The sequence below is a fragment of the Streptomyces sp. NPDC052299 genome (assembly GCF_040679335.1).
Taxonomy (GTDB): Bacteria; Actinomycetota; Actinomycetes; order Streptomycetales; family Streptomycetaceae; genus Streptomyces.
This window is the reverse complement of the sequence record NZ_JBFAUP010000008.1, coordinates 279,060-300,465: the sequence shown is the minus strand read 5'-3', so window position 1 is coordinate 300,465 and position 21,406 is coordinate 279,060. Positions and strand designations below refer to the sequence as shown.

Sequence of the window (21,406 nt, the reverse complement as noted above, 5' to 3'; positions counted from 1 at the left end):
CGCTGGACCCGTGGCAGTCGTCGATATTTCCGAAGAGCTGAAGTCCCTCTCCTCGACCATGGGGTCGATCGAGGCCGTCCTGGACCTGGATGCGCTGAGGGGGGACATCGCCGTGCTCGAGGAGCAGGCGGCCGCCCCGTCCCTGTGGGACGACCCCGAGGCGGCGCAGAAGATCACCAGCAAGCTTTCCCACCTCCAGGCCGAGGTCCGCAAGGCCGAGGGCCTGCGCGCCCGCATCGACGACCTCGAAGTCCTCTTCGAGCTCGCCGAGGCCGAGGGCGACGCGGACGCGCTCGCCGAGGCGGAGGCCGAGCTGGAGTCCGTCCGCAAGGCGCTGGACGAGATGGAGGTCCGCACCCTCCTCTCCGGCGAGTACGACGCCCGGGAGGCGCTGGTCACCATCCGCGCCGAGGCCGGCGGCGTCGACGCGGCGGACTTCGCCGAGCGGCTCCAGCGGATGTACCTGCGCTGGGCCGAGCGGCACAACTACAAGACCGAGGTCTACGAGACGGCGTACGCGGAAGAGGCCGGCATCAAGTCGACCACCTTCGCCGTCGAGGTGCCGTACGCCTACGGCACGCTCTCCGTCGAGCAGGGCACCCACCGCCTGGTGCGCGTCTCGCCGTTCGACAACCAGGGCCGCCGCCAGACCTCCTTCGCGGGCGTCGAGGTGCTGCCCGTGGTCGAGCAGACGGACCACGTCGAGATCGACGAGTCCGACCTGCGCGTCGACGTGTACCGCTCCTCCGGCCCCGGCGGCCAGGGCGTCAACACCACGGACTCCGCGGTGCGGCTGACCCACCTGCCGACCGGCATCGTCGTCTCCTGCCAGAACGAGCGCTCGCAGATCCAGAACAAGGCGTCCGCGATGAACGTCCTCCAGGCGAAGCTGCTCGAGCGCCGCCGCCAGGAGGAGCAGGCCAAGATGAACGCCCTCAAGGGCGACGGCGGCAACTCCTGGGGCAACCAGATGCGCTCCTACGTCCTGCACCCGTACCAGATGGTCAAGGACCTGCGTACGGAGTTCGAGATGGGCAACCCGGACGCGGTCTTCAACGGCGAGATCGACGGCTTCATCGAGGCCGGCATCCGCTGGCGCAAGCAGAACGAGAAGTAGTCCGAGAATCGCCGCAACTCCCCCTGGAACAAGGCGCATTGGCCCGGAACGGCCTTGACGTTCCCCGTGCCCCCGGCGAGGGTGCTGGAGCAGCCTGACGAGAACGGCTCCAGGGGGTAGCGGCACATGACGAAGAAGACGCGCATCCGCGTCGCGCGGACGGCGGCGGGCGCGGTGATCGCCGTCGGCGCCTCGCTGACCGCGGCGGGGGCGGCCCAGGCCGTCGGCATCGGCGTCGAGGTCACCGGCGGGGAGACCGGCGGGCGGACCGCCGCCGGGCCGGGTGGCGAGGAGCCGGGCGACGACAGCGACCCGTGCAGCCCGCTCGACCCCCGCTGCGAGCCGTCGCAGCCGCCGGCCACCCCGTCGCACCCGTCGGCCCCGCCGACCGGCCCGGCGGAGCCGAGCGAGCCGCCCACGACCCCGCAGGACCCGCCCTCGACGCCCGCGAAGCCCTCGGCCACACCCACGCAGGCCCCGACCCGGTCCGCGGACCCGGGCAACGGGACGGGCGACAGGGGCGACAACGGCAGCGGCGTGGGCCGGATCGGGGTCTCCGGCGGCGGTGGCAACACCGACACCGACTCGGTCGGCAATCAGCCCGTCGAACAGGGCAGGGGCAAGGACGAACTCGCCGAGACCGGCGCGGGCGGCACCGCTTTCCTGCTGGTCGGTGCCGCGACGATGATCGCCGGCGGCATCGGCTTCCGTGTCCTGCCGAGCCTCACGCGCAACCGCACGGCCGACTAGGGGGCGGGCGCTACACGGTCTGGTGGGCCAGCAGGGCCAGGGCGGTCAGGAGCACCACGAGGAGCGCGGCCAGCGCCGCCGGGCTGATTCCGGCGAAGGGCCCCTGCCCCTGCTCCCGCATCCGCTCGCGGCTCGCCCGGCACACGGGGCAGCGACCCTCGGTGACGGGCGCCGCGCAGTTCGCGCACACCAGTCGGTCGTAGGTCATGCGCTTTCCTCCTCCCGCGCGGCGGAGCCGCACAAGCCATCTCTCCGCACAACGCTCACGGAAACGCGACCGTTCCCCTCCCACTGTGCCAGCTCGCGTCCCATTCGGCCCGCCCCGCCCGTCACACCCGGGCCCCTTGCCCGTCGCGCCGCCCCGGAATCGGGGCCGTTTCACCGTAAATCACCCATCCCGGTATGCGTGCCTGCACGGCTCAGCCCGGTTCGCGTATGGTCACGCTCACCTACTCCCGGCCGACCGTGGTGCATCCGTGATCCGATTCGACAACGTCTCCAAGACCTACCCGAAGCAGAGCCGTCCCGCTCTCCGGGATGTGTCGCTCGACATCGAGAAGGGCGAGTTCGTCTTCCTGGTCGGCTCGTCCGGCTCCGGCAAGTCCACCTTCATGCGGCTCATCCTGCGCGAGGAGCGCGCCAGCACGGGCGCCGTCCACGTCCTGGGCAAAGACCTCGCGCGCATGTCCAACTGGAAGGTGCCGCACATGCGCCGCCAGCTGGGCACCGTCTTCCAGGACTTCCGGCTGCTGCCCAACAAGACCGTGGCGCAGAACGTGGCGTTCGCCCAGGAAGTGATCGGCAAGCCGCGCGGCGAGATCCGCAAGGCGGTCCCGCAGGTCCTCGACCTCGTCGGGCTCGGCGGCAAGGAGGACCGGATGCCCGGCGAGCTGTCCGGTGGTGAGCAGCAGCGCGTGGCGATCGCGCGGGCCTTCGTCAACCGGCCCATGCTGCTGATCGCGGACGAGCCGACCGGCAACCTCGACCCGCAGACCTCCGTCGGCATCATGAAGCTGCTGGACCGGATCAACCGGACCGGCACCACCGTGATCATGGCGACCCATGACCAGAACATCGTCGACCAGATGCGCAAACGCGTCATCGAGCTCGAGAAGGGCCGTCTCGTGCGCGACCAGGCGCGCGGCGTCTACGGCTACCAGCACTGAGCACCCAGCACTGAAAGGACGCCATGCGCGCCCAGTTCGTCCTGTCGGAGATCGGCGTCGGCCTCCGTCGCAACCTCACGATGACCTTCGCCGTCGTCGTCTCCGTCGCCCTCTCGCTCGCCCTGTTCGGCGGCGCGCTGCTCATGCGCGAGCAGGTCAGCACGATGAAGGACTACTGGTACGACAAGGTCAACGTCTCCATCTACCTCTGCGGCAAGGGCGACGCGGAGACGGTGGTCCAGTGCGCCAAGGGTGCGGTCACCAAGCAGCAGAAGGACGAGATCGAGAGCGATCTCAAGAAGATGGACGTCGTGGAGAAGGTGATCTACGAGTCCAGCGACGAGGCGTACAAGCACTACCAGGACGAGTTCGGCGACTCCCCGATGGCCGGCAACATCACGCCGGACCAGATGCCGGAGTCCTTCCGGGTCAAGCTCCACGACCCCACCAAGTACAAGGTCGTCGCGACCGCCTTCGCCGGGCGGGACGGCGTCCAGTCGGTCCAGGACCAGAGAAGCATCCTGGACAACCTCTTCGGACTGATGAACGGCATGAACGTCGCCGCGCTGTTCGTGATGGCGCTGATGCTCGTCATCGCGCTGATGCTGATCGTCAACACCGTGCGCGTCTCCGCGTTCAGCCGGCGCCGGGAGACCGGCATCATGCGGCTCGTCGGCGCCTCCGGCTTCTACATCCAGGCCCCGTTCATCATGGAGGCCGCCTTCGCCGGTCTGATCGGCGGTGTGCTGGCCTGCGTCATGCTGCTGGCCGGGCGCTACTTCCTGATCGACGGCGGTCTCGCGCTCCAGGACAAGCTGAATCTGATCGACTTCATCGGCTGGGACGCGGTCCTCACCAAGCTGCCGCTGGTGCTGGCGATCGGCCTGCTGATGCCCGCCGTTGCCGCTCTCTTCGCCCTGCGCAAGTACCTGAAGGTGTGATGTGCGCCCCGTGAGGTGCACGCCCAACGTCCCCTGCGCCTGTGGGCCGTTGTCCTAGAATCGGCGCCATGTCGGACCCCGGATGTCGCGTCGGGTCCCGCGGCCTGCGCCGCGGGGCGGCCCTGACGCTGGTCTTCGCCGGCGTCCTCGCCACGGGGGCCGCGACCGGCGCGCTGCCCCGCGGCGAGGCGCAGGAGCCCCCGGTCCACCCCCGGTCGGTCGCCGCCACCGCCGACCGGGACGAGGTCGCGGAGGCCGCGGCCGACGCGGTCGCCGACGGCAAGTCCGGTACGGAGGCGGCCGAGGAGGTCGTCAGCCGCAGCGGCGACCGCTGGGGCGCGGTCTACGACGAGCGCGAGTACCAGGAGTTCGAGGACGCCCTCGGCGGCACGTACACCGGGGTCGGCCTCGCCGCCCGGCGCTCCGCCGACGGCCAGGTCGCCGTCGCCCGCGTCCAGCCCGGCAGCCCCGCCGACCGCGCGGGCATCCGCTCCGGCGACCTGCTCCGCACCGTCGACGGCCGCCGCGTCGACCGGCTGCCCGTCTCCGACGTGGTGGCCCTGCTCCGCGGCGACCGCACCGGCGCGGAGGCCGGGAGCACGGTCGGCCTCGGCGTCCGACGGGGCTCCGCGACCCGGACCGTGACGCTGAGCCGGGCCCGGCTCACGGTCGAGTCGGTGAGCGTGCGGCGGGTCGGGGAGCGGCGCTCGGGCCCGTCCGGGGCGGTGCGCATCGCGGTCGCCTCGTTCACCAAGGGCTCCGGGGCGGCCGTGCGCGACGCGGTGCGGGAGGCGCCCGCGGGGGCCGGGGTGCTGCTGGACCTGCGGGGCAATCCGGGCGGCCTGGTCAACGAGGCGGTCACCGCGGCCTCCGCCTTCCTGGACGGCGGCCTGGTCGCCACGTACGACGTGCGCGGAGAGCAGCACGCCCTGTACGCGCGGTCGGGCGGCGACACCGAGCGCCCCGTCGTCGTGCTGGTCGACGGGGGGACGATGAGCGCGGCCGAGCTGGTGACGGGGGCGCTCCAGGACCGGGGCCGGGCGGTCACGGTCGGCTCGCGGACCTTCGGCAAGGGCTCGGTGCAGATGCCCAGCAAGCTCGCGGGCGGATCTGTGGCCGAGCTCACCGTCGGCCACTACCGGACACCGGCGGGCCACGGGGTCGACGGCAAGGGCATCACACCGGACGTCGCGGTGAGCGACCGGGCCCAGGAGCGGGCCGAGACGGTATTGAGTGGCCTCGGGGGCGGGTCGTAGTGCGAAAATGGCCGCACTATGGCTAAGGAAAAGGACACCGGGCGCAAGCTCATCGCGCAGAACAAGAAGGCGCGCCACGACTACACCATCCTCGACACCTACGAGTGCGGGCTCGTGCTCATGGGGACCGAGGTCAAATCGCTCCGCCTGGGCCGGGCGTCCCTGGTCGACGGCTTCGTCCAGATCGACGGCGGCGAGGCGTGGCTGCACAACATCCACGTCCCGGAGTACGTCCAGGGCACCTGGACCAACCACTCCGCCAAGCGCAAGCGCAAGCTGCTGATGCACCGGGCCGAGATCGACAAGCTGGAGTCGAAGTCGCAGGAGACCGGCCACACCATCGTGCCGCTCTCGCTGTACTTCGTGAACGGCCGGGTCAAGGCCGAGATCGCGCTCGCGAAGGGCAAGAAGGAGTACGACAAGCGGCAGACGCTGCGCGAGAAGCAGGACACCAGGGAGACCAACCGCGCCATCGCGGCGGCCCGCCGCAGGCAGCGCAGCGCCTGATCCGGACCCGGCGACCGCCGCCGGCCCCTCCGGCAGGAATACGCTGGCATCGTCGTGCGTTGGTCACGTACGATGGCAGCGCACCCCACGGAGGGTGTGGCACCACCTTGAAAAATCAACATGGGGATGATCGGTTTCGACAGCGGATGTCGAAGCAGGGGAAGCGAGTCGAGGAAGCGGCAATGATCTCGTAAACCATATGTCGCAACCAATAATCGCCAATTCCAAGCGCGATTCCTCCGCCTTCGCCCTCGCTGCCTAATTAGCAGCTAGCGAAGACTCTGCGGAGTGTCAGCCCGGGGGTGATCCCGACCCGGATCCTGGCATCATCAAGGGATCTAAACTTCTGAGTCCGGTCACGGGTCTCTGAAGGAAATCAAACAGTGACTGGGCCTGTCGGAGGCTTGTCCGCGTGACCTCCGAGGCCGAGAAAAGCGTAGCGGACTGCACTCGGAGAAGCCCTGGTTCCGCACCGTTGGACGCGGGTTCGATTCCCGCCATCTCCACAAATTCCCATGTGAGCGAGGACCCCGCTGCCACCGGCAGCGGGGTCCTCGCTGTTTGTACCGCCGGGTGTGCCCGGAGGCCGGGCGTGCGCTACATTCATGGCCCGGGTGCACTGTGGTAGGGGGCGCGTGGACGAGTGGGGGCCCGTCCTGCGACACACGACAGGGGCAGTTGCGCGCACCCGTTCCTGAGTGGGGGAAGTGCGTACACCAGTGGAAACTTGGCGTGAAGGTGCCCATGCGGGGCACACACACGAGCCGAACGAAGTAACGATCCAGCTGGACGGAATCGGGCGGCAGCTCTCCGAGCTGCTGCCGGAACCATCCGCTCCGGACGACTCCGACGGCCCCGTCTTCGTGGACGAGAGCGGCCGGCGCGGCAAGACGCTGCGACGGCTCGGCTGGGTGCTGGCCGCGGTCTGCGTCTGCTACGCGGTGACCCTGGTCGTCGCCGTGCTCGGCGGCAACTCCAGCGCCCCCTTCCTCCCGCTCTCCAATCAGGAACAGCAGGACACGGGCAGCACCGATCCGACGGCTCCGGACGCCGGGCTTCCCACCGGCGGCTCCCCGGTCCCCGCGCAAGAACAAGAAGGCGCCAACTAGATGACCTCCCCTGCCCCCCGGGGCAGGCGCAACTCCCACAGGAAGAAGCAGACCCGCCGGCGCAGACTTCCCATGCGCTACATGCTGCCGCTCCTGTTTCTCGTTGCCCTGCTCGCCATGCTGATGCTGCGTGGCTACGTGCACAGCGAAATCATGGCCGACTTCCGCGTCCGGCCCCCCGTCGCGACCGACCGGGTGCCCGAGCAGGTGCTGGAGGGCGGGCCGGTCATCGACGCGCGCTCCACCACCGAGCCCGCGAAGACCCTGCGCATACCGGACCACCGGATCGTGCTGACCTTCGACGACGGCCCGGACCCGGAGTGGACGCCGAAGGTGCTGGACGAGCTGAAGAAGTACGACGCCCACGGCGTCTTCTTCGTCACCGGCACCATGGCCTCGCGCTACCCAGACCTGGTCGAGCGCATGGTCAAGGAGGGGCACGAGGTCGGGCTGCACACCTTCAACCACCCCGACCTCTCCTACCAGTCCACCAGCCGCATCGACTGGGAGCTGTCCCAGAACCAGCTGGTGCTGGCCGGTGCGGCGGGCATCCGCACCTCGCTCTTCCGGCCGCCCTACTCCTCGTTCGCCGACGCCATGGACAACAAGTCCTGGCCGGTCACGCAGTACATCGGCAGCCGCGGCTACCTCACCGTCGTCAACAACACGGACAGCGAGGACTGGAAGCGGCCGGGCGTCAGGGCGATCATCGACCGGGCCACGCCCAAGCACGGCAAGGGCGCGATCATCCTGATGCACGACTCCGGGGGGAACCGGTCCCAGACCGTCACCGCCCTGGGGAAGTTCCTGCCGAAGATGCAGAAGCAGGGGTACACGTTCGACAACCTCACCGGCGCCCTCGGCGCGCCCAGCGCGCACACCCCGGTCACCGGTTTCGACCTGTGGAAGGGCAAGGCGTTCGTCTGGGCGGTCGGCGTCTCGGAGCACATCACCGACGTGATGGTGGCCGGACTCGCCGTGATCGGCGTGCTGGTCTTCGCCCGCTTCGGGCTGATGCTGGTGCTGTCCTTCATCCACGCGCGCCGGGTCCGCGGAAACAACTTCCGCTGGGGCGGACCCGTCACCGGCACGGTGACCGTCCTGGTGCCCGCGTACAACGAGAAGAAGTGCATCGCGAACACGGTGCGTTCGCTCCTGGCAAGTGACTATCCGGTCGAAGTCATCGTGATCGACGACGGCTCCACGGACGGCACCGCGGACATCGTCCAGCGGATGCGGCTGCCCAACGTACGGGTGGTGCGCCAGCGCAACGCGGGCAAGTCCGCCGCCCTGAACAACGGCATCGCGCACGCCCGCAACGACATCATCGTGATGATGGACGGCGACACGGTCTTCGAGCCGACGACCGTCCGCGAGCTGGTGCAGCCCTTCGGCGACCCGCGCGTCGGGGCCGTCGCCGGCAACGCCAAGGTGGGCAACCGCGACTCGCTGATCGGCGCCTGGCAGCACATCGAGTACGTGATGGGCTTCAACCTCGACCGCCGCATGTACGACGTGCTGCGCTGCATGCCCACCATCCCCGGCGCGGTCGGCGCCTTCCGGCGCGAGGCCCTGGAACGGGTCGGCGGCATCAGCGAGGACACCCTCGCCGAGGACACCGACGTCACGATGGCCCTGCACCGGGACGGCTGGCGCGTCGTCTACGCGGAGAACGCCCGAGCCTGGACCGAGGCGCCGGAGACCGTGCAGCAGCTCTGGTCGCAGCGCTACCGGTGGTCGTACGGCACCATGCAGGCGATCTGGAAGCACCGCCGCGCCGTCATCGAGCGCGGGCCCTCGGGCCGGTTCGGCCGCGTCGGACTGCCGTTCGTCTCGCTGTTCATGGTCGTCGCCCCGCTGCTCGCCCCGCTCATCGACGTCTTCCTGCTGTACGGGCTCGTGTTCGGCCCCACCGAGAAGACCGTCGGCGCGTGGCTCGGCGTCCTCGCGGTGCAGGTGGTCTGTGCCGCGTACGCCTTCCGGCTCGACCGGGAGCGCATGACCCATCTGCTCTCGCTGCCCCTCCAGCAGGTCCTGTACCGGCAGCTCATGTACGTGGTGCTGCTCCAGTCCTGGATCACCGCCCTCACCGGGGGCCGGCTGCGCTGGCAGAAGCTGCGCCGTACCGGGGTCGTGGACGCACCCGGTGCGATGCCGTCCCAGCGGGCGCGCACCCACGAGCGGAGGCCCGTCGCATGACGCACCCCGAGCAGTCGTACGGAAAGCCGCACACGGACGAGCGGACCATGGCGCTGCGCGTGGTGCTGCCCGCCCCCGCCGCCGAGCCCGTCCCGGCCGACGAGCCGGCCCCCGCGCCCGCCAGGGCCGGCCGGGACCGCTATCTCGACCTGCTGCGGGCCGTCGCGCTCGTCCGGGTCGTCGTCTTCCACCTCTTCGGCTGGGCCTGGCTCACCGTCGTGTTCCCGTCCATGGGCGTCATGTTCGCCCTGGCCGGATCGCTGATGGCCCGGTCGCTGGCCCGGCCCGCCCGGAGCGTGATCCTCTCCCGCGTACGCAGGCTGCTGCCGCCCATGTGGGCGTTCGCGGCCGTCGTCGTGCCCATGGTCTTCGCGCTCGGCTGGAAGCCGGTGCGCGAGGAGGGAATCTGGTGGTTCCTCAAGCTGGGCTGCTACATCCTGCCGGTCGGCACCCCGCCCTTCCCCTGGGAGAGCGGCTCCGAGGGCGGCTGGCTGGAAACCTCCTGGGCCGAGCAGGGCATAGGGCCGCTCTGGTACATCCGCGCCTACCTGTGGTTCGTGCTGGCCTCCCCGCTGCTGCTCAAGGCGTTCCGGAAGCTGCCCTGGGTGACGCTGCTCGCCCCGATCGGACTCACCGCCGTCATCGGCACCGGACTCGTCACCGTGCCCGGCACGGCCGGTGAGGGCCTGGTCGACTTCGCGGTGTTCGGCTCCTGCTGGGTCCTCGGCTTCGCGCACAACGACGGGCTGCTGAAGACCGTCCCGCGCTACCTCGCCGTGTCGCTGTCCGCGATGCTGATGGCCTTCGCGCTGTGGTGGGGCGCCCACCACCTCACCGAGGAGGGCTGGAACCTGGACGAGATCCCGCTCGCCCAGGCCACCTGGTCGCTCGGGTTCTGCATGATCCTGCTCCAGTACGCCCCCTCGTGGCGGGAGCTGCCGGGCCGGCTGGCCGGGTGGGACAGCCTGGTCACCCTCGCCAACAACCGGGCGGTGACCATCTACCTCTGGCACAACATGCTGCTGATGGCCACCTTCCCCATCATCGACCTGCTGTGGGACGTGCCCTGGGTCGGCGACCACCTCGGCACGTACATCGACCGCGCGGACAACGCCCTCGCGCTGATCATCGTCTGGCCGCTGATCGGGCTGATGATCCTCGCCGTCGGCTGGGTCGAGGACCTCGCCGCCAAGCGCCGCCCGAGGCTCTGGCCCAACGGCGCCGCCCGCGCCCGTACGTGACCACGCGCTCACCGGGCCGCACCCGGCCCGGTGAGAGCAAGGTTGCCCACAGGTCACCTCGCGGCACGGCACCGAAACGCGCGCTTCCTAGGTTCGGGACGACACCCCGACCACCCGTGGAGGCGCGTGATGGCAGGCCGTTGGATCGAGCACTGGGACCCGGAGGACGAGACCTTCTGGCGGGACACCGGCGAGCGCGTTGCCCACCGCAACCTCTGGTTCTCCGTCCTCTCCGAGCACATCGGCTTCTCCATCTGGACCCTGTGGTCCGTGATGGTGCTCTTCATGGGGCCCGAATACGGGGTCGACCCGGCCGGGAAGTTCTTCCTGATCTCCACCGCCACCCTGGTCGGCGCCGTCGTCCGGGTGCCGTACACCTTCGCGGTCGCCCGGTTCGGTGGCCGGAACTGGACGGTCTTCAGCGCGCTCACCCTGCTCGTGCCGACGGTCGCCGCCCTCGTCGTGATGGAGCCGGGCACCTCCTACGGCACCTTCCTCGCCGTGTCCGCGCTCACCGGCATCGGCGGCGGCAACTTCGCCTCGTCCATGACGAACATCAACGCCTTCTTCCCGCTGCGCAGGAAGGGCTGGGCGCTCGGGCTGAACGCGGGCGGCGGCAACATCGGCGTGCCCGTCGTGCAGCTCGCCGGACTCCTGGTCATCGGGACGGCGGGGGCCACCCATCCCCGGATCGTGCTCGCCGCCTACCTCCCGCTGATCCTGCTCGCCGCCTGGTGCGCCGCCCGCCACATGGACAACCTGGCACCGGTGCGCAACGACACCGGGGCCGCGAAGGAAGCCGTGCGCGACCGGCACACCTGGATCATGGCCGTCCTCTACATCGGCACCTTCGGCTCCTTCATCGGCTACAGCTTCGCCTTCGGGCTCGTCCTCCAGACCCAGTTCGGCAGGACCCCGCTCCAGGCGGCCTCGCTGACCTTCATCGGCCCGCTGCTCGGCTCGCTGATCCGCCCGGTCGGCGGCCGGCTCGCCGACCGGTACGGCGGGGCCCGCATCACCCTCGGCAACTTCGCCGCCATGGCCGCCGCGACCGGCGTCGTCGTATACGCCTCCGAGATCGCCTCGCTCACCGTGTTCCTCGTCGGCTTCACCGCCCTGTTCGTGCTGTCCGGGCTCGGCAACGGCTCGACGTACAAGATGATCCCGGGCATCTTCCACGCCCGGGCCGTCGCCCAGGGGCTGCGCGGCGAGGAGGCCGCGGCCCGGGGGCGGCGGATCTCCGGTGCCGCGATGGGGCTGATCGGGGCGGTGGGCGCGCTCGGCGGGCTCGCCATCAACCTGGCCTTCCGGCAGTCCTTCCAGACTTCGGGGGAGGGCACGGCGGCCTTCTGGTCCTTCCTCGCCTTCTACGCGGTGTGCTCGGCGCTCACCTGGTCGGTCTACCTCCGCCGCGCCGCGGCCGTACCGGCGCAGCCCCGTCTCGGCCATGCCGGGGTGTGATGATGGACGGCCGGTGCCGGGCGACGTAACGAGCGGGAAATACAGCCGAACCGGGTCTGTCACGCGGCGTTGGCAGGCTCGGTCCTCCGCACCATCGAGCAGCAGCGGGACGAGAGCCGGGTAGACCTCATGCACGACGGACAGCACGACGACCGACAGCACGACGACGCGGCGCACGGGCCCCTCGCGGGCTTCACGGTCGGGGTCACCGCCGCACGCCGGGCGGAGGAGCTGGGCACGCTGCTGCGGCGCCGGGGCGCCACCGTGGTGCACGCGCCGGCCCTGCGGATCGTGCCGCTCGCCGACGACGGCGAGCTGCTCGCCGCCACCGAACAGCTGGTCGCCGAGCGGCCCGACGTGGTCGTCGCCACCACCGCGATCGGCTTCCGCGGCTGGATCGAGGCGGCCGACGGCTGGGGCATCGGCGACCGCCTCCTGGAGACGCTGCGCGGGGTCGAACTCCTGGCGCGCGGCCCCAAGGTGAAGGGCGCGGTCCGCGCCGCCGGGCTGACCGAGGCGTGGTCCCCGGCCTCCGAATCCATGGCCGAGGTCCTGGAACGGCTTCTGGAGGAGGGCGTACGGGGCCGTCGCGTCGCGCTCCAGCTGCACGGCGAACCCCTGCCCGGCTTCGTGGAGTCGCTGCGCGAGGCCGGTGCCGAGGTGGTCGGCGTCCCCGTCTACCGCTGGATGCCGCCGGAGGACATCGCCCCCCTGGACCGGCTCCTCGACCTCACCGCCGCCCGCGCCCTGGACGCGCTGACCTTCACCAGCGCCCCGGCGGCGGCCTCGCTGCTCGGCCGCGCCGAGGAACGCGGACTGCTCGCCGACGTCGTCACGGCGCTGCGCGGCGACATCGTGCCGGCCTGCGTCGGACCGGTCACCGCCGTGCCGTTGCAGGCGCGCGGCATCGACACCGTCCAGCCGGAGCGCTTCCGGCTCGGCCCGCTCGTCCAGCTGATCTGCCGCGAGCTGCCCGCCCGCGCCCGTACGCTGCCCGTCGCCGGACACCGCGTCGAGATCCGGGGCCACGCCGTCCTGGTGGACGACGAGCTGCGCGCGGTCCCGCCCGCGGGGATGGCCCTGCTGCACGCCCTGGCCCGGCGCCCCGGCTGGGTGGTCTCGCGCGCCGACCTGCTGCGCGCCCTGCCCGGCAGCGGCACCGACGAGCACGCGGTCGAGACGGCCATGGCCCGGCTCCGCACGGCGCTCGGGGTGCCCCGGCTGATCCACACGGTCGTCAAGCGCGGCTACCGGCTGGCCCTCGACCCGGCGGCGGACGCCAAGTACGCGGGGGCCTGAGCGGCCGGATAGCGTCCTGGGCATGATCGACGATGCCCACCCGCTCGTCGCGGGGATACAGCTGCGCCCCACGACGATGGCCGACGCCGCCTCCCGCGCCGAGGCGCTGACCCGCAGCCGTGCGTACATGCGGCCCTGGGAGCCCGTGCGCCCCGAGTCCTTCTACACCGAGGAGGGCCAGCGCGAGCGGCTGGCCGGGCTGCTCGCGGAGCGGGAGGCGGGGCGCGTGATGCCCTGGGTGCTGAGCGACGCCGAGGACCGGGTCGTCGGCGGGTTCAACCTCAGTGCCATCGTGCTCGGCTCCTTCCACAGCGCTGTCCTCGGCTACTGGGTGGACGTCGAACACGCGGGCCGGGGCCTGGCGACGGCCGCCGTGCTCCGGATCTGCGAGCTGGCCCGCGACGAACTGCGGCTGCACCGGATCGAGGCGGGCACGGTGCTGCACAACACCGCGTCCCAACGGGTCCTCGCCAAGTGCGGATTCGAGGAGTTCGGGGTCGCCCCGCGCTACATGCACATCGACGGCGAGTGGCGCGACCACCGGCTCTTCCAGCGCATCCTGCACGACGGCCCGGCAACCGGGATCGTCTAGGCCGGGCCCTGGACCCCGCGCGTGTGGAGGTGGCCCTCGCGCGGCCACGGCGGGGCCGGGGGCAGCACCCCGGTGAGCGCGTACCCGGCCTTCTCGGCGACCCGGCACGAGGCCGCGTTGTCCACCTGGTGCAGCAGTTCCAGGCGCACGAGCCCGGCGAAGGTCTCCGACGCCCAGCCGGACAGCGCTTCGAGGGCGCGCGGGGCGATGCCCCGGCCCCGGGCGGACGCGACCGTCCAGTACCCCACCTCGGCCGAGGGCGCGCCGGACTCCGGGAACGACAGGGCGACGTTGCCCACCGGGCCCGGTCCGAGCTCCGGGTCCAGCACCGCGAAGCTGTGCCGCAGCCCGGCCGCCCGGCCCTCCTCCTGGGCCCGCAGCCAGTGCGCGGCCGCCTCCTCGTCGTCCACCGGCGCCCGCGAACCGGCCTGGACGGCGGGGTCGCGGTACGCGTCGAGGAGCACTCCCAGGTCCCCCGGCCGCCAGGGGCGCAACACCAGGGAACCGGCCGACAGGCGGACAGGGCGCGCGTGGGCGTTCATCCGCTCATCGTACGAGGAGTTCGAAGGCCCCCGGCAGGTGCGCGAAGGTTCCCCGTCGCATAAGGTTGACGGCTGCCCAGTGCACGTCAGAAGGGGGCCTCGGTGGCCGCGCAGGATGCCGCTGTCGAATCGCTGCGGGACCGGGAAATCGGTGTCGAGCAGGAACATCTCGACCGGGTGTACCACCGCCTTGAGGAGAAGATCCACGAGGCGGAATTTCTCATGGACGACGCCGTCAAGCGCGGCCAGGTCGGGACGCCGGGGGCGCTCGCCGAGCGCGACGCCCAGGTGTTCCGCGCCGGAATCCACCTCAACCGGCTGAACAGCGAGTTCGAGGACTTCCTCTTCGGGAGGATCGACCTCCTGCTCGGCAAGGACGGCGAACGCGGCCCGGACGGCGCGTACACCTCCGTCGAGCCCGCCGACGACGTCGTGCGCGAGGACGGCACCGCGGACATCGCCGAGACGCTGCACATCGGCCGGATCGGGGTCCTCGACTCCGACTACGCGCCGCTCGTCATCGACTGGCGGGCCCCGGCCGCGGCCCCGTTCTACCGCTCGACGCCCAAGGAGCCGGGCCGGGTGGTCCGCCGCCGCGTCATCCGCTCCAAGGGCCGCCGGGTCCTCGGCGTCGAGGACGACCTGATGCGCCCCGAGCTGACCGCCCACCTGGACGGCGAGAAGCTTCCGGTCGTCGGCGACGGCGCCCTGATGGCCGCGCTCGGACAGGCCCGCAGCCACACCATGCGGGACATCGTCTCGTCCATCCAGGCCGAGCAGGACCTCGTCATCCGGGCCCCCGCCGCCTCCGTCACCGAGGTCTCCGGCGGCCCCGGCACCGGCAAGACCGCGGTCGCCCTGCACCGCGCCGCGTACCTGCTCTACCAGGACCGGCGGCGGTACGCGGGCGGCATCCTCGTCGTCTCGCCGACGCCCCTGCTGGTGGCCTACACCGAGGGCGTGCTGCCCTCGCTCGGCGAGGAGGGCCAGGTCGCTATCCGCGCGGTCGGCTCGCTCTCCGACGACGCGGCGGGGCCCGAGGGCGCCACCGCCTACGACGAGCCCGCCGTCGCCCGGATCAAGGGCTCCTCGCGGATGCTCCCGGTGCTCCGCAAGGCGGCCCGTGGCGCCCTGGAACAGCCCGCGCCCCGGCCCGCCCCCGGCGACGGGCAGCTGGAGTTCGGTGCGGCCGAGGAGGCGACGCGGCAGCCCGCCGGGACGCCGACCCGGCTGCGCGTGGTCGCGTTCGGGGCCCGGGTCGAGCTCCAGGAGGACGAGCTGCGGCGCATCCGCAACAACGTCCTCGGCGGGACCGCCCCGGTCAACCTGCTGCGCCCGCGCGCCCGCCGGCTGCTGCTCGACGCGCTGTGGAACCGCTCCTCAGGCCGGGGCCGCTACACCGACCCGGAGCTGGCGGCGGAGCTGCGCAGCTCCTTCGACGAGGACGTGTCCACGGAGACCCCGTTCATCGAGTTCCTGAACGCCTGGTGGCCCGAGCTGACCCCGCGCGGGGTGCTCGCCGCGATGGCCGACGAGAAGCGGCTCGCCCGGTGGGCGCGGCGCACGCTCAACCAGGGCGAGGTGCGCCGGCTCGCGCGCTCCCTCAAGCGCCTGGACGCCGCCGGGCAGGGGCCGCTCTCCGTGCACGACGTGGCGATCCTGGACGAGCTGCACACGCTGCTCGGCACCCCGAGCCGCCCCAAGCGCAAGCGCGAGGCGGACCCGCTGGACCAGCTCACCGGCCTGGAGGAGCTGATGCCCCGCCGCGAGGAGACCCAGTGGGAGCGCGCCGAACGGCTCGCCGCCGAGCGCACCGAGTACGCCCACGTCATCGTGGACGAGGCGCAGGACCTGACGCCCATGCAGTGGCGGATGGTCGGCCGGCGCGGCCGGCACGCCACCTGGACGATCGTCGGGGACCCGGCGCAGTCCTCCTGGTCCGACCCGGACGAGGCGGCCGCCGCCCGTGACGAGGCGCTGGGCAGCCGCCCCCGCCGGAACTTCACGCTGACCGTGAACTACCGCAACCCGGCCGAGATCGCGGAGCTGGCCGCGAAGGTGCTGGCCCTCGCCATGCCCGGCATGGAGTCCCCGGCCGCCGTCCGCTCGACGGGCGTGGTCCCGCGCTTCGAGACCGTGCGCGACGACGACCTGGCCGGGACCGTGCGCGAGGAGGCCCGGCGGCTGCTCGCCGAGGTGGACGGGACGGTCGGCGTCGTCGTGGCGATGAACCGGCGCGCCCAGGCCCGGGAGTGGCTGGCGGAGCTGGGGGACCGGGTGGTGGCGCTCGGCAGCCTGGAGGCCAAGGGGCTGGAGTACGACGCGACGGTGGTCGTCTCGCCGGCCGAGATCGCGGACGAGTCCCCGGCCGGGCTGCGCGTGCTGTACGTGGCGCTGACCCGGGCGACCCAGCAGCTGACCGTGGTCTCCGGTGAGCGGGACCTGCCGGACGAGGACGGGGTGCCGGACCTGCTCAGGGACTGATTCCGGTCAACACGCGGTGCGGGAATCGCTTTTCCAGGTGATTTGTTAGCCTGGGTGTGGCACCGGCTCGATCCAAGCCCCCGGGCCCAACCTTAGTCGCTTCGAGCGACCACTTGCCGCGAGGCGAGCATGGCGGGCCGGTGTCGTCAACTGAAGAAGAGGCCCGCGTCACCTTCCGGTGGCGCGGGCCTCTTCGCGTTCCCGGACAGCAACGGCCAGGGGTTCCACTGCGGCGCGCATTCTCGTATGGTGGAAAACAGTTTCCGCGCTGCGACAGTCATTAACGACTACTCGTCGGTAGGTGCGAATATCGGAAGGCGTGTCCGCTGCCGGGCCTGCTCGGAGCTCGGACGCGCATAGCAATGAAGCTAAGGAAAGCGAAGGACTCGGCCATGGCAACGGCGCCCAGCGTCTCGTACTCGATGACGGTCAGGCTGGAGGTGCCCGCCAGCGGCACCGCGGTCTCCCAGCTCACCACGGCCGTGGAGTCCTCCGGCGGGTCGGTCACCGGCCTCGACGTGACCGCTTCCGGCCACGAGAAGCTGCGGATCGACGTCACGATCGCCGCTTCCTCCACCGCGCACGCCGACGAGATCGTCAAGGGGCTGCGCGACATCGACGGCGTCGTGCTCGGCAAGGTCTCCGACCGTACGTTCCTCATGCACCTCGGCGGCAAGATCGAGATGGCGTCCAAGCACCCCATCCGCAACCGCGACGACCTCTCGATGATCTACACCCCCGGCGTGGCCCGGGTCTGCATGGCGATCGCCGAGAATCCCGAGGACGCCCGCCGCCTCACCATCAAGCGCAACTCCGTCGCAGTCGTGACGGACGGCTCCGCGGTGCTCGGCCTCGGCAACATCGGCCCGAAGGCCGCGCTGCCCGTCATGGAGGGCAAGGCGGCCCTCTTCAAGCGCTTCGCCGGCATCGACGCGTGGCCGATCTGCCTGGACACCCAGGACACCGACGCCATCGTCGAGATCGTCAAGGCCATCGCGCCCGGCTTCGCCGGGATCAACCTGGAGGACATCTCCGCGCCGCGCTGCTTCGAGATCGAGGCCCGGCTGCGCGAGGCCCTGGACATCCCCGTCTTCCACGACGACCAGCACGGCACGGCGATCGTCGTCCTGGCGTCGCTGACCAACGCGCTGCGCGTGGTGGGCAAGGCCATCGGGGACGTGCGGGTCGTCATGTCCGGCGCCGGAGCGGCCGGCACGGCCATCCTGAAGCTCCTCATCGCGGCGGGCGTCAAGCACGCCGTCGTCGCCGACATCCACGGCGTGGTGCACTCCGGCCGCGAGGACCTGCGGTCCGCCGACCCGGAGTCGCCGCTCTGCTGGATCGCCGACAACACCAACCCGGAGGGCATCACCGGCACCCTCAAGGAGGCCGTGGTCGGCGCCGACGTCTTCATCGGCGTCTCCGCCCCCAACGTGCTGGACGGGGACGACGTGGCGGCCATGGCGGACGGCGCCATCGTGTTCGCGCTCGCGAATCCGGACCCCGAGGTGGACCCGGCGATCGCCCGCCGCACCGCCGCCGTCGTGGCCACCGGCCGCTCGGACTTCCCGAACCAGATCAACAACGTGCTGGTCTTCCCCGGCGTCTTCCGGGGCCTGCTCGACGCCCAGTCGCGCACGGTCAACACGGACATGATGCTCGCCGCCGCGCGCGCCCTGGCCGACGTGGTCGCCGAGGACGAGGTGAACGCGAACTACATCATCCCGTCGGTCTTCAACGACAAGGTCGCCGGTGCGGTCGCCGGTGCCGTCCGGGACGCCGCGCGGGCCGCCGGCGCCACTGTGACGGCGCCCACGTCCGTCTGACTACGGCGCGTCGCGGGTCGCGGCGCCCCAAACGCCCCTTTAGGGTGGGCGGGCGACGCGTCCCGCAGAGCCCCGCACCCGCTGCGGACGGCTCTGGGGGAGTCGACGGGACGTCACCACGACGAGGCAGTGGTGCTGTTCGCGCGGCTCCCGGAGGGTGCCGGATTGGCTTTCCCGCCGCAGGTGGGGGCAGGATGCTTCCTCAAGGACTACGTCCAGGGGAGACCCCACAGGGCGCGAGGTCTACCGGACCCTCTCAAGGGCGGACCCGGGTACGGGGACTGTCCGAGGGCCCTGGCAGCATCGGCTTCGATCTCACGCCTCACAGGCAAGAAGAACACGGGAGTAACAACATGAACCGCAGTGAGCTGGTGGCCGCCCTGGCCGACCGTGCCGAGGTGACCCGCAAGGACGCCGACGCCGTGCTGGCCGCTCTCGCCGAGACCGTCGGTGAGGTCGTCGCCAAGGGCGACGAGAAGGTCACCATCCCCGGTTTCCTGACCTTCGAGCGCACCCACCGTGCCGCTCGCACCGCTCGTAACCCGCAGACCGGCGACCCGATCAACATCCCGGCCGGCTACAGCGTGAAGGTCTCCGCGGGCTCCAAGCTCAAGGAAGCCGCCAAGGGCAAGTAAGACCCCTGGGCACGACGGAGGGCGGCCACCCCACCCGGGGTGGCCGCCCTCCGGCATTCGGCCCGTCAGCGGCCGCTCAGGCCGTCCGGACGGTCAGACCAGCGAGCCGCCCGGCAGCTCCACCTTGGCGCCCAGCTTCTCCAGCTTGTCCATGAAGTTCTCGTAGCCCCGGTTGATCAGGTCGATGCCGTGCACCCGGGAGGTGCCCTGGGCCGCGAGGGCGGCGATCAGGTACGAGAAGCCGCCGCGCAGGTCCGGGATGACCAGGTCCGCGCCCTGGAGCTTCGTGGGGCCCGACACGACCGCGGAGTGCAGGAAGTTGCGCTGCCCGAAGCGGCAGTCCGAGCCGCCCAGGCACTCGCGGTAGAGCTGGATGTGCGCGCCCATCTGGTTCAGCGCGGAGGTGAAGCCGAGCCGGGACTCGTACACCGTCTCGTGGACGATGGAGAGGCCCGCGGCCTGCGTCAGCGCGACCACCAGCGGCTGCTGCCAGTCCGTCTGGAAGCCGGGGTGCACGTCCGTCTCCAGCGCGATGGCGTTGAGCGCGCCGCCCGGGTGCCAGAAGCGGATGCCCTCGTCGTCGATCTCGAAGGCGCCGCCCACCTTGCGGTAGGTGTTCAGGAACGTCATCATCGAGCGCTGCTGGGCGCCCCGGACGTAGATGTTCCCCTCGGTCGCCAGCGCGGCAGACGCCCAGGAGGCGGCCTCCAGGCGGTCCGGGATGGCGCGGTGGGTGTAGCCGTCGAGGCGGTCCACACCGGTGATCCGGATGGTCCGGTCGGTGTCCATCGAGATGATCGCGCCCATTTTCTGCAGGACGCAGATCAGGTCCTCGATCTCCGGCTCCACGGCCGCGTTGGACAGCTCCGTGACGCCCTCGGCGAGCACCGCGGTCAGCAGCACCTGCTCGGTGGAGCCCACCGAGGGGTACGGCAGCCGGATCTTGGTGCCGCGCAGCCGCTGCGGGGCCTCCAGGTACTGCCCGTCCGCCCGCTTCTCGATGGTCGCGCCGAACTGGCGCAGCACGTCGAAGTGGAAGTCGATCGGCCGCCCGCCGATGTCGCAGCCGCCGAGCCCCGGGATGAACGCGTGGCCCAGGCGGTGCAGCAGCGGACCGCAGAACAGGATCGGGATGCGCGAGGAGCCCGCGTGGGCGTCGATGTCGGCGACGTTGGCGCTCTCGACGTGCGTGGGGTCGAGGACCAGTTCGCCCGGCTCCTCGCCGGGGCGGACCGTCACGCCGTGCAGCTGGAGCAGCCCGCGCACCACGCGTACGTCGCGGATGTCGGGCACGTTGCGCAGTCGGCTGGGCCCGCTGCCGAGCAGCGCGGCGACCATCGCCTTGGGCACCAGGTTCTTGGCGCCTCGGACGCGGATCTCGCCCTCCAGCGGGGTTCCGCCGTGGACAAGCAGGACATCGTCTGTGCCGGTCATGAATCTCGCGTTCCGGAGTGGTCGGGCAGGGGGCCAAACAAGAGGGTAATGGCCCCGCACCCCCGTTCCGTAGGGGAACGGGTGGTGTACGAACGTCATGAATCCGCCACAACACGCTCTGCTGCACGGGACTTGCGGAGGGTCACCGTCCGGATCTTCGGCCGGGCCGTGCGCTCCTCGTGCACCCGTGCGCCCTGAGCTGCGCTCGGGCACCGAGCGCGACGAGGACGTCACTTGGCCCCCGCCACGGCCGGAGATGCGGGATCATTTCTGCCATGACCGAGGTGTCCTCGCTCACAGGGCGGCTGCTCGTGGCCGCGCCCGCCCTGGCGGACCCGAACTTCGACCGCGCGGTCGTGCTGCTCCTCGACCACGACGAGGAGGGCTCACTCGGCGTGGTCCTCAACCGGCCCACGCCGGTGGGCGTCGTGGACATCCTGGCGGCCTGGGCCGGGCTGACCGGAGAGCCGGAGGTCGTCTTCCAGGGCGGTCCCGTCTCGCTGGACTCCGCCCTCGGGGTCGCGGTGATCCCGGGCGGCGAGGGCCCCCTCGGCTGGCGCCGGGTGTACGGGGCGATCGGCCTGGTCGACCTGGAGGCGCCGCCCGAGCTGCTGGCGGCGGCCGTGGGCTCGCTGCGGATCTTCGCGGGGTACGCGGGCTGGGGGCCGGGACAGCTGGAGCGCGAGCTGTCCGAGGGCGCCTGGTACGTGGTGGAATCCGAGCCCGGTGACGTGTCCTCGCCACGCCCGGAGGGGCTGTGGCGTGCGGTCCTGCGGCGGCAGCGCAGCGAACTGGCCATGATCGCCACGTATCCGGACGACCCTTCGCTGAACTGATGTCCCGTTCT

At 71.4% G+C, this 21,406-nt stretch carries 19 protein-coding genes and 1 other RNA gene; 17 read left to right on the top strand and 3 right to left on the bottom strand.

Annotated elements, in window-relative coordinates:
* The first annotated feature begins 10 nt into the window (after positions 1-10).
* Both prfB and AB0L33_RS16550 read left to right on the top strand, forming a co-directional pair.
* Entirely contained in the window at positions 11-1,117 is a 1,107-nt protein-coding gene (gene prfB / locus AB0L33_RS16555; RefSeq protein ID WP_365681913.1) for a peptide chain release factor 2, read from the top strand.
* A gap of 126 nt (positions 1,118-1,243) precedes the next feature.
* Positions 1,244-1,867, top strand: a complete 624-nt coding sequence (locus AB0L33_RS16550; protein WP_365681911.1) for a hypothetical protein — start codon at positions 1,244-1,246, stop codon at positions 1,865-1,867.
* Between the two features lie 10 nt (positions 1,868-1,877).
* On the opposite strand, the gene AB0L33_RS16545 is transcribed toward AB0L33_RS16550, so the two are convergent.
* Complete coding sequence (locus AB0L33_RS16545) at positions 1,878-2,075, bottom strand: hypothetical protein (RefSeq protein ID WP_365681909.1); 198 nt, start codon at positions 2,073-2,075, stop codon at positions 1,878-1,880.
* Between the two features lie 268 nt (positions 2,076-2,343).
* Between AB0L33_RS16545 and ftsE the strand changes: the two genes are divergently transcribed.
* The 11 genes from ftsE to AB0L33_RS16490 all read left to right on the top strand — a co-directional run bounded on the left by ftsE (position 2,344) and on the right by AB0L33_RS16490 (position 13,638).
* Positions 2,344-3,033, top strand: a complete 690-nt coding sequence (ftsE, locus tag AB0L33_RS16540; protein WP_026242629.1) for a cell division ATP-binding protein FtsE — start codon at positions 2,344-2,346, stop codon at positions 3,031-3,033.
* A 23-nt stretch (positions 3,034-3,056) separates the two neighbouring features.
* Positions 3,057-3,974, top strand: a complete 918-nt coding sequence (gene ftsX / locus AB0L33_RS16535) for a permease-like cell division protein FtsX (RefSeq protein ID WP_365681907.1) — start codon at positions 3,057-3,059, stop codon at positions 3,972-3,974.
* Between the two features lie 68 nt (positions 3,975-4,042).
* Positions 4,043-5,230 carry a S41 family peptidase gene (locus AB0L33_RS16530; RefSeq protein WP_365681905.1) on the top strand — a complete coding sequence of 396 codons (1,188 nt, stop codon included), beginning with the start codon at positions 4,043-4,045 and terminating at the stop codon, positions 5,228-5,230.
* A gap of 18 nt (positions 5,231-5,248) precedes the next feature.
* On the top strand, positions 5,249-5,737 hold the full coding sequence (gene smpB, locus AB0L33_RS16525; RefSeq protein WP_365681903.1) for an SsrA-binding protein SmpB: 489 nt from the start codon (positions 5,249-5,251) through the stop codon (positions 5,735-5,737).
* 122 nt (positions 5,738-5,859) lie between these two features.
* Positions 5,860-6,246, top strand: a transfer-messenger RNA (tmRNA) gene (gene ssrA, locus AB0L33_RS16520).
* Positions 6,247-6,456: 210 nt separating this feature from the next.
* Positions 6,457-6,846 (top strand): hypothetical protein, encoded by a 390-nt coding sequence (locus AB0L33_RS16515; protein WP_365681901.1) that lies wholly within the window; start codon positions 6,457-6,459, stop codon positions 6,844-6,846.
* Positions 6,847-9,045, top strand: a complete 2,199-nt coding sequence (locus tag AB0L33_RS16510; protein ID WP_365681899.1) for a glycosyltransferase — start codon at positions 6,847-6,849, stop codon at positions 9,043-9,045.
* The gene (locus tag AB0L33_RS16505; protein ID WP_365681897.1) at positions 9,042-10,286 is read left to right on the top strand and encodes an acyltransferase; all 1,245 of its coding nucleotides are present in this window, start codon (positions 9,042-9,044) and stop codon (positions 10,284-10,286) included. The genes AB0L33_RS16510 and AB0L33_RS16505 overlap by 4 nt, the downstream gene beginning before the upstream one ends.
* Before the next feature lie 129 nt (positions 10,287-10,415).
* On the top strand, positions 10,416-11,747 hold the full coding sequence (locus AB0L33_RS16500) for a nitrate/nitrite transporter (protein WP_365681895.1): 1,332 nt from the start codon (positions 10,416-10,418) through the stop codon (positions 11,745-11,747).
* A 129-nt stretch (positions 11,748-11,876) separates the two neighbouring features.
* Entirely contained in the window at positions 11,877-13,046 is a 1,170-nt protein-coding gene (locus tag AB0L33_RS16495; protein ID WP_365681999.1) for a uroporphyrinogen-III synthase, read from the top strand.
* A gap of 22 nt (positions 13,047-13,068) precedes the next feature.
* The gene (locus AB0L33_RS16490) at positions 13,069-13,638 is read left to right on the top strand and encodes a GNAT family protein (RefSeq protein WP_365681893.1); all 570 of its coding nucleotides are present in this window, start codon (positions 13,069-13,071) and stop codon (positions 13,636-13,638) included.
* Here AB0L33_RS16490 and AB0L33_RS16485 read toward each other — a convergent pair.
* Positions 13,635-14,180 (bottom strand): GNAT family N-acetyltransferase, encoded by a 546-nt coding sequence (locus tag AB0L33_RS16485; RefSeq protein WP_365681891.1) that lies wholly within the window; start codon positions 14,178-14,180, stop codon positions 13,635-13,637. The genes AB0L33_RS16490 and AB0L33_RS16485 overlap by 4 nt on opposite strands.
* Positions 14,181-14,282: 102 nt before the next feature.
* On the opposite strand from AB0L33_RS16485, the gene AB0L33_RS16480 reads away from it, so the two are divergent.
* The 3 genes from AB0L33_RS16480 to AB0L33_RS16470 all read left to right on the top strand — a co-directional run bounded on the left by AB0L33_RS16480 (position 14,283) and on the right by AB0L33_RS16470 (position 19,125).
* Positions 14,283-16,664, top strand: a complete 2,382-nt coding sequence (locus tag AB0L33_RS16480; RefSeq protein WP_365681889.1) for a UvrD-helicase domain-containing protein — start codon at positions 14,283-14,285, stop codon at positions 16,662-16,664.
* 392 nt (positions 16,665-17,056) lie between these two features.
* Positions 17,057-18,490, top strand: a complete 1,434-nt coding sequence (locus AB0L33_RS16475) for an NAD-dependent malic enzyme (RefSeq protein WP_365681887.1) — start codon at positions 17,057-17,059, stop codon at positions 18,488-18,490.
* Positions 18,491-18,843: 353 nt separating this feature from the next.
* On the top strand, positions 18,844-19,125 hold the full coding sequence (locus AB0L33_RS16470) for an HU family DNA-binding protein (RefSeq protein ID WP_017237029.1): 282 nt from the start codon (positions 18,844-18,846) through the stop codon (positions 19,123-19,125).
* Positions 19,126-19,218: 93 nt separating this feature from the next.
* Here AB0L33_RS16470 and murA read toward each other — a convergent pair whose 3' ends face one another.
* On the bottom strand, positions 19,219-20,559 hold the full coding sequence (gene murA, locus AB0L33_RS16465; protein WP_073964959.1) for a UDP-N-acetylglucosamine 1-carboxyvinyltransferase: 1,341 nt from the start codon (positions 20,557-20,559) through the stop codon (positions 19,219-19,221).
* Between the two features lie 275 nt (positions 20,560-20,834).
* On the opposite strand from murA, the gene AB0L33_RS16460 reads away from it, so the two are divergent.
* On the top strand, positions 20,835-21,395 hold the full coding sequence (locus AB0L33_RS16460) for a YqgE/AlgH family protein (protein WP_018100784.1): 561 nt from the start codon (positions 20,835-20,837) through the stop codon (positions 21,393-21,395).
* Positions 21,396-21,406: the final 11 nt, after the last annotated feature.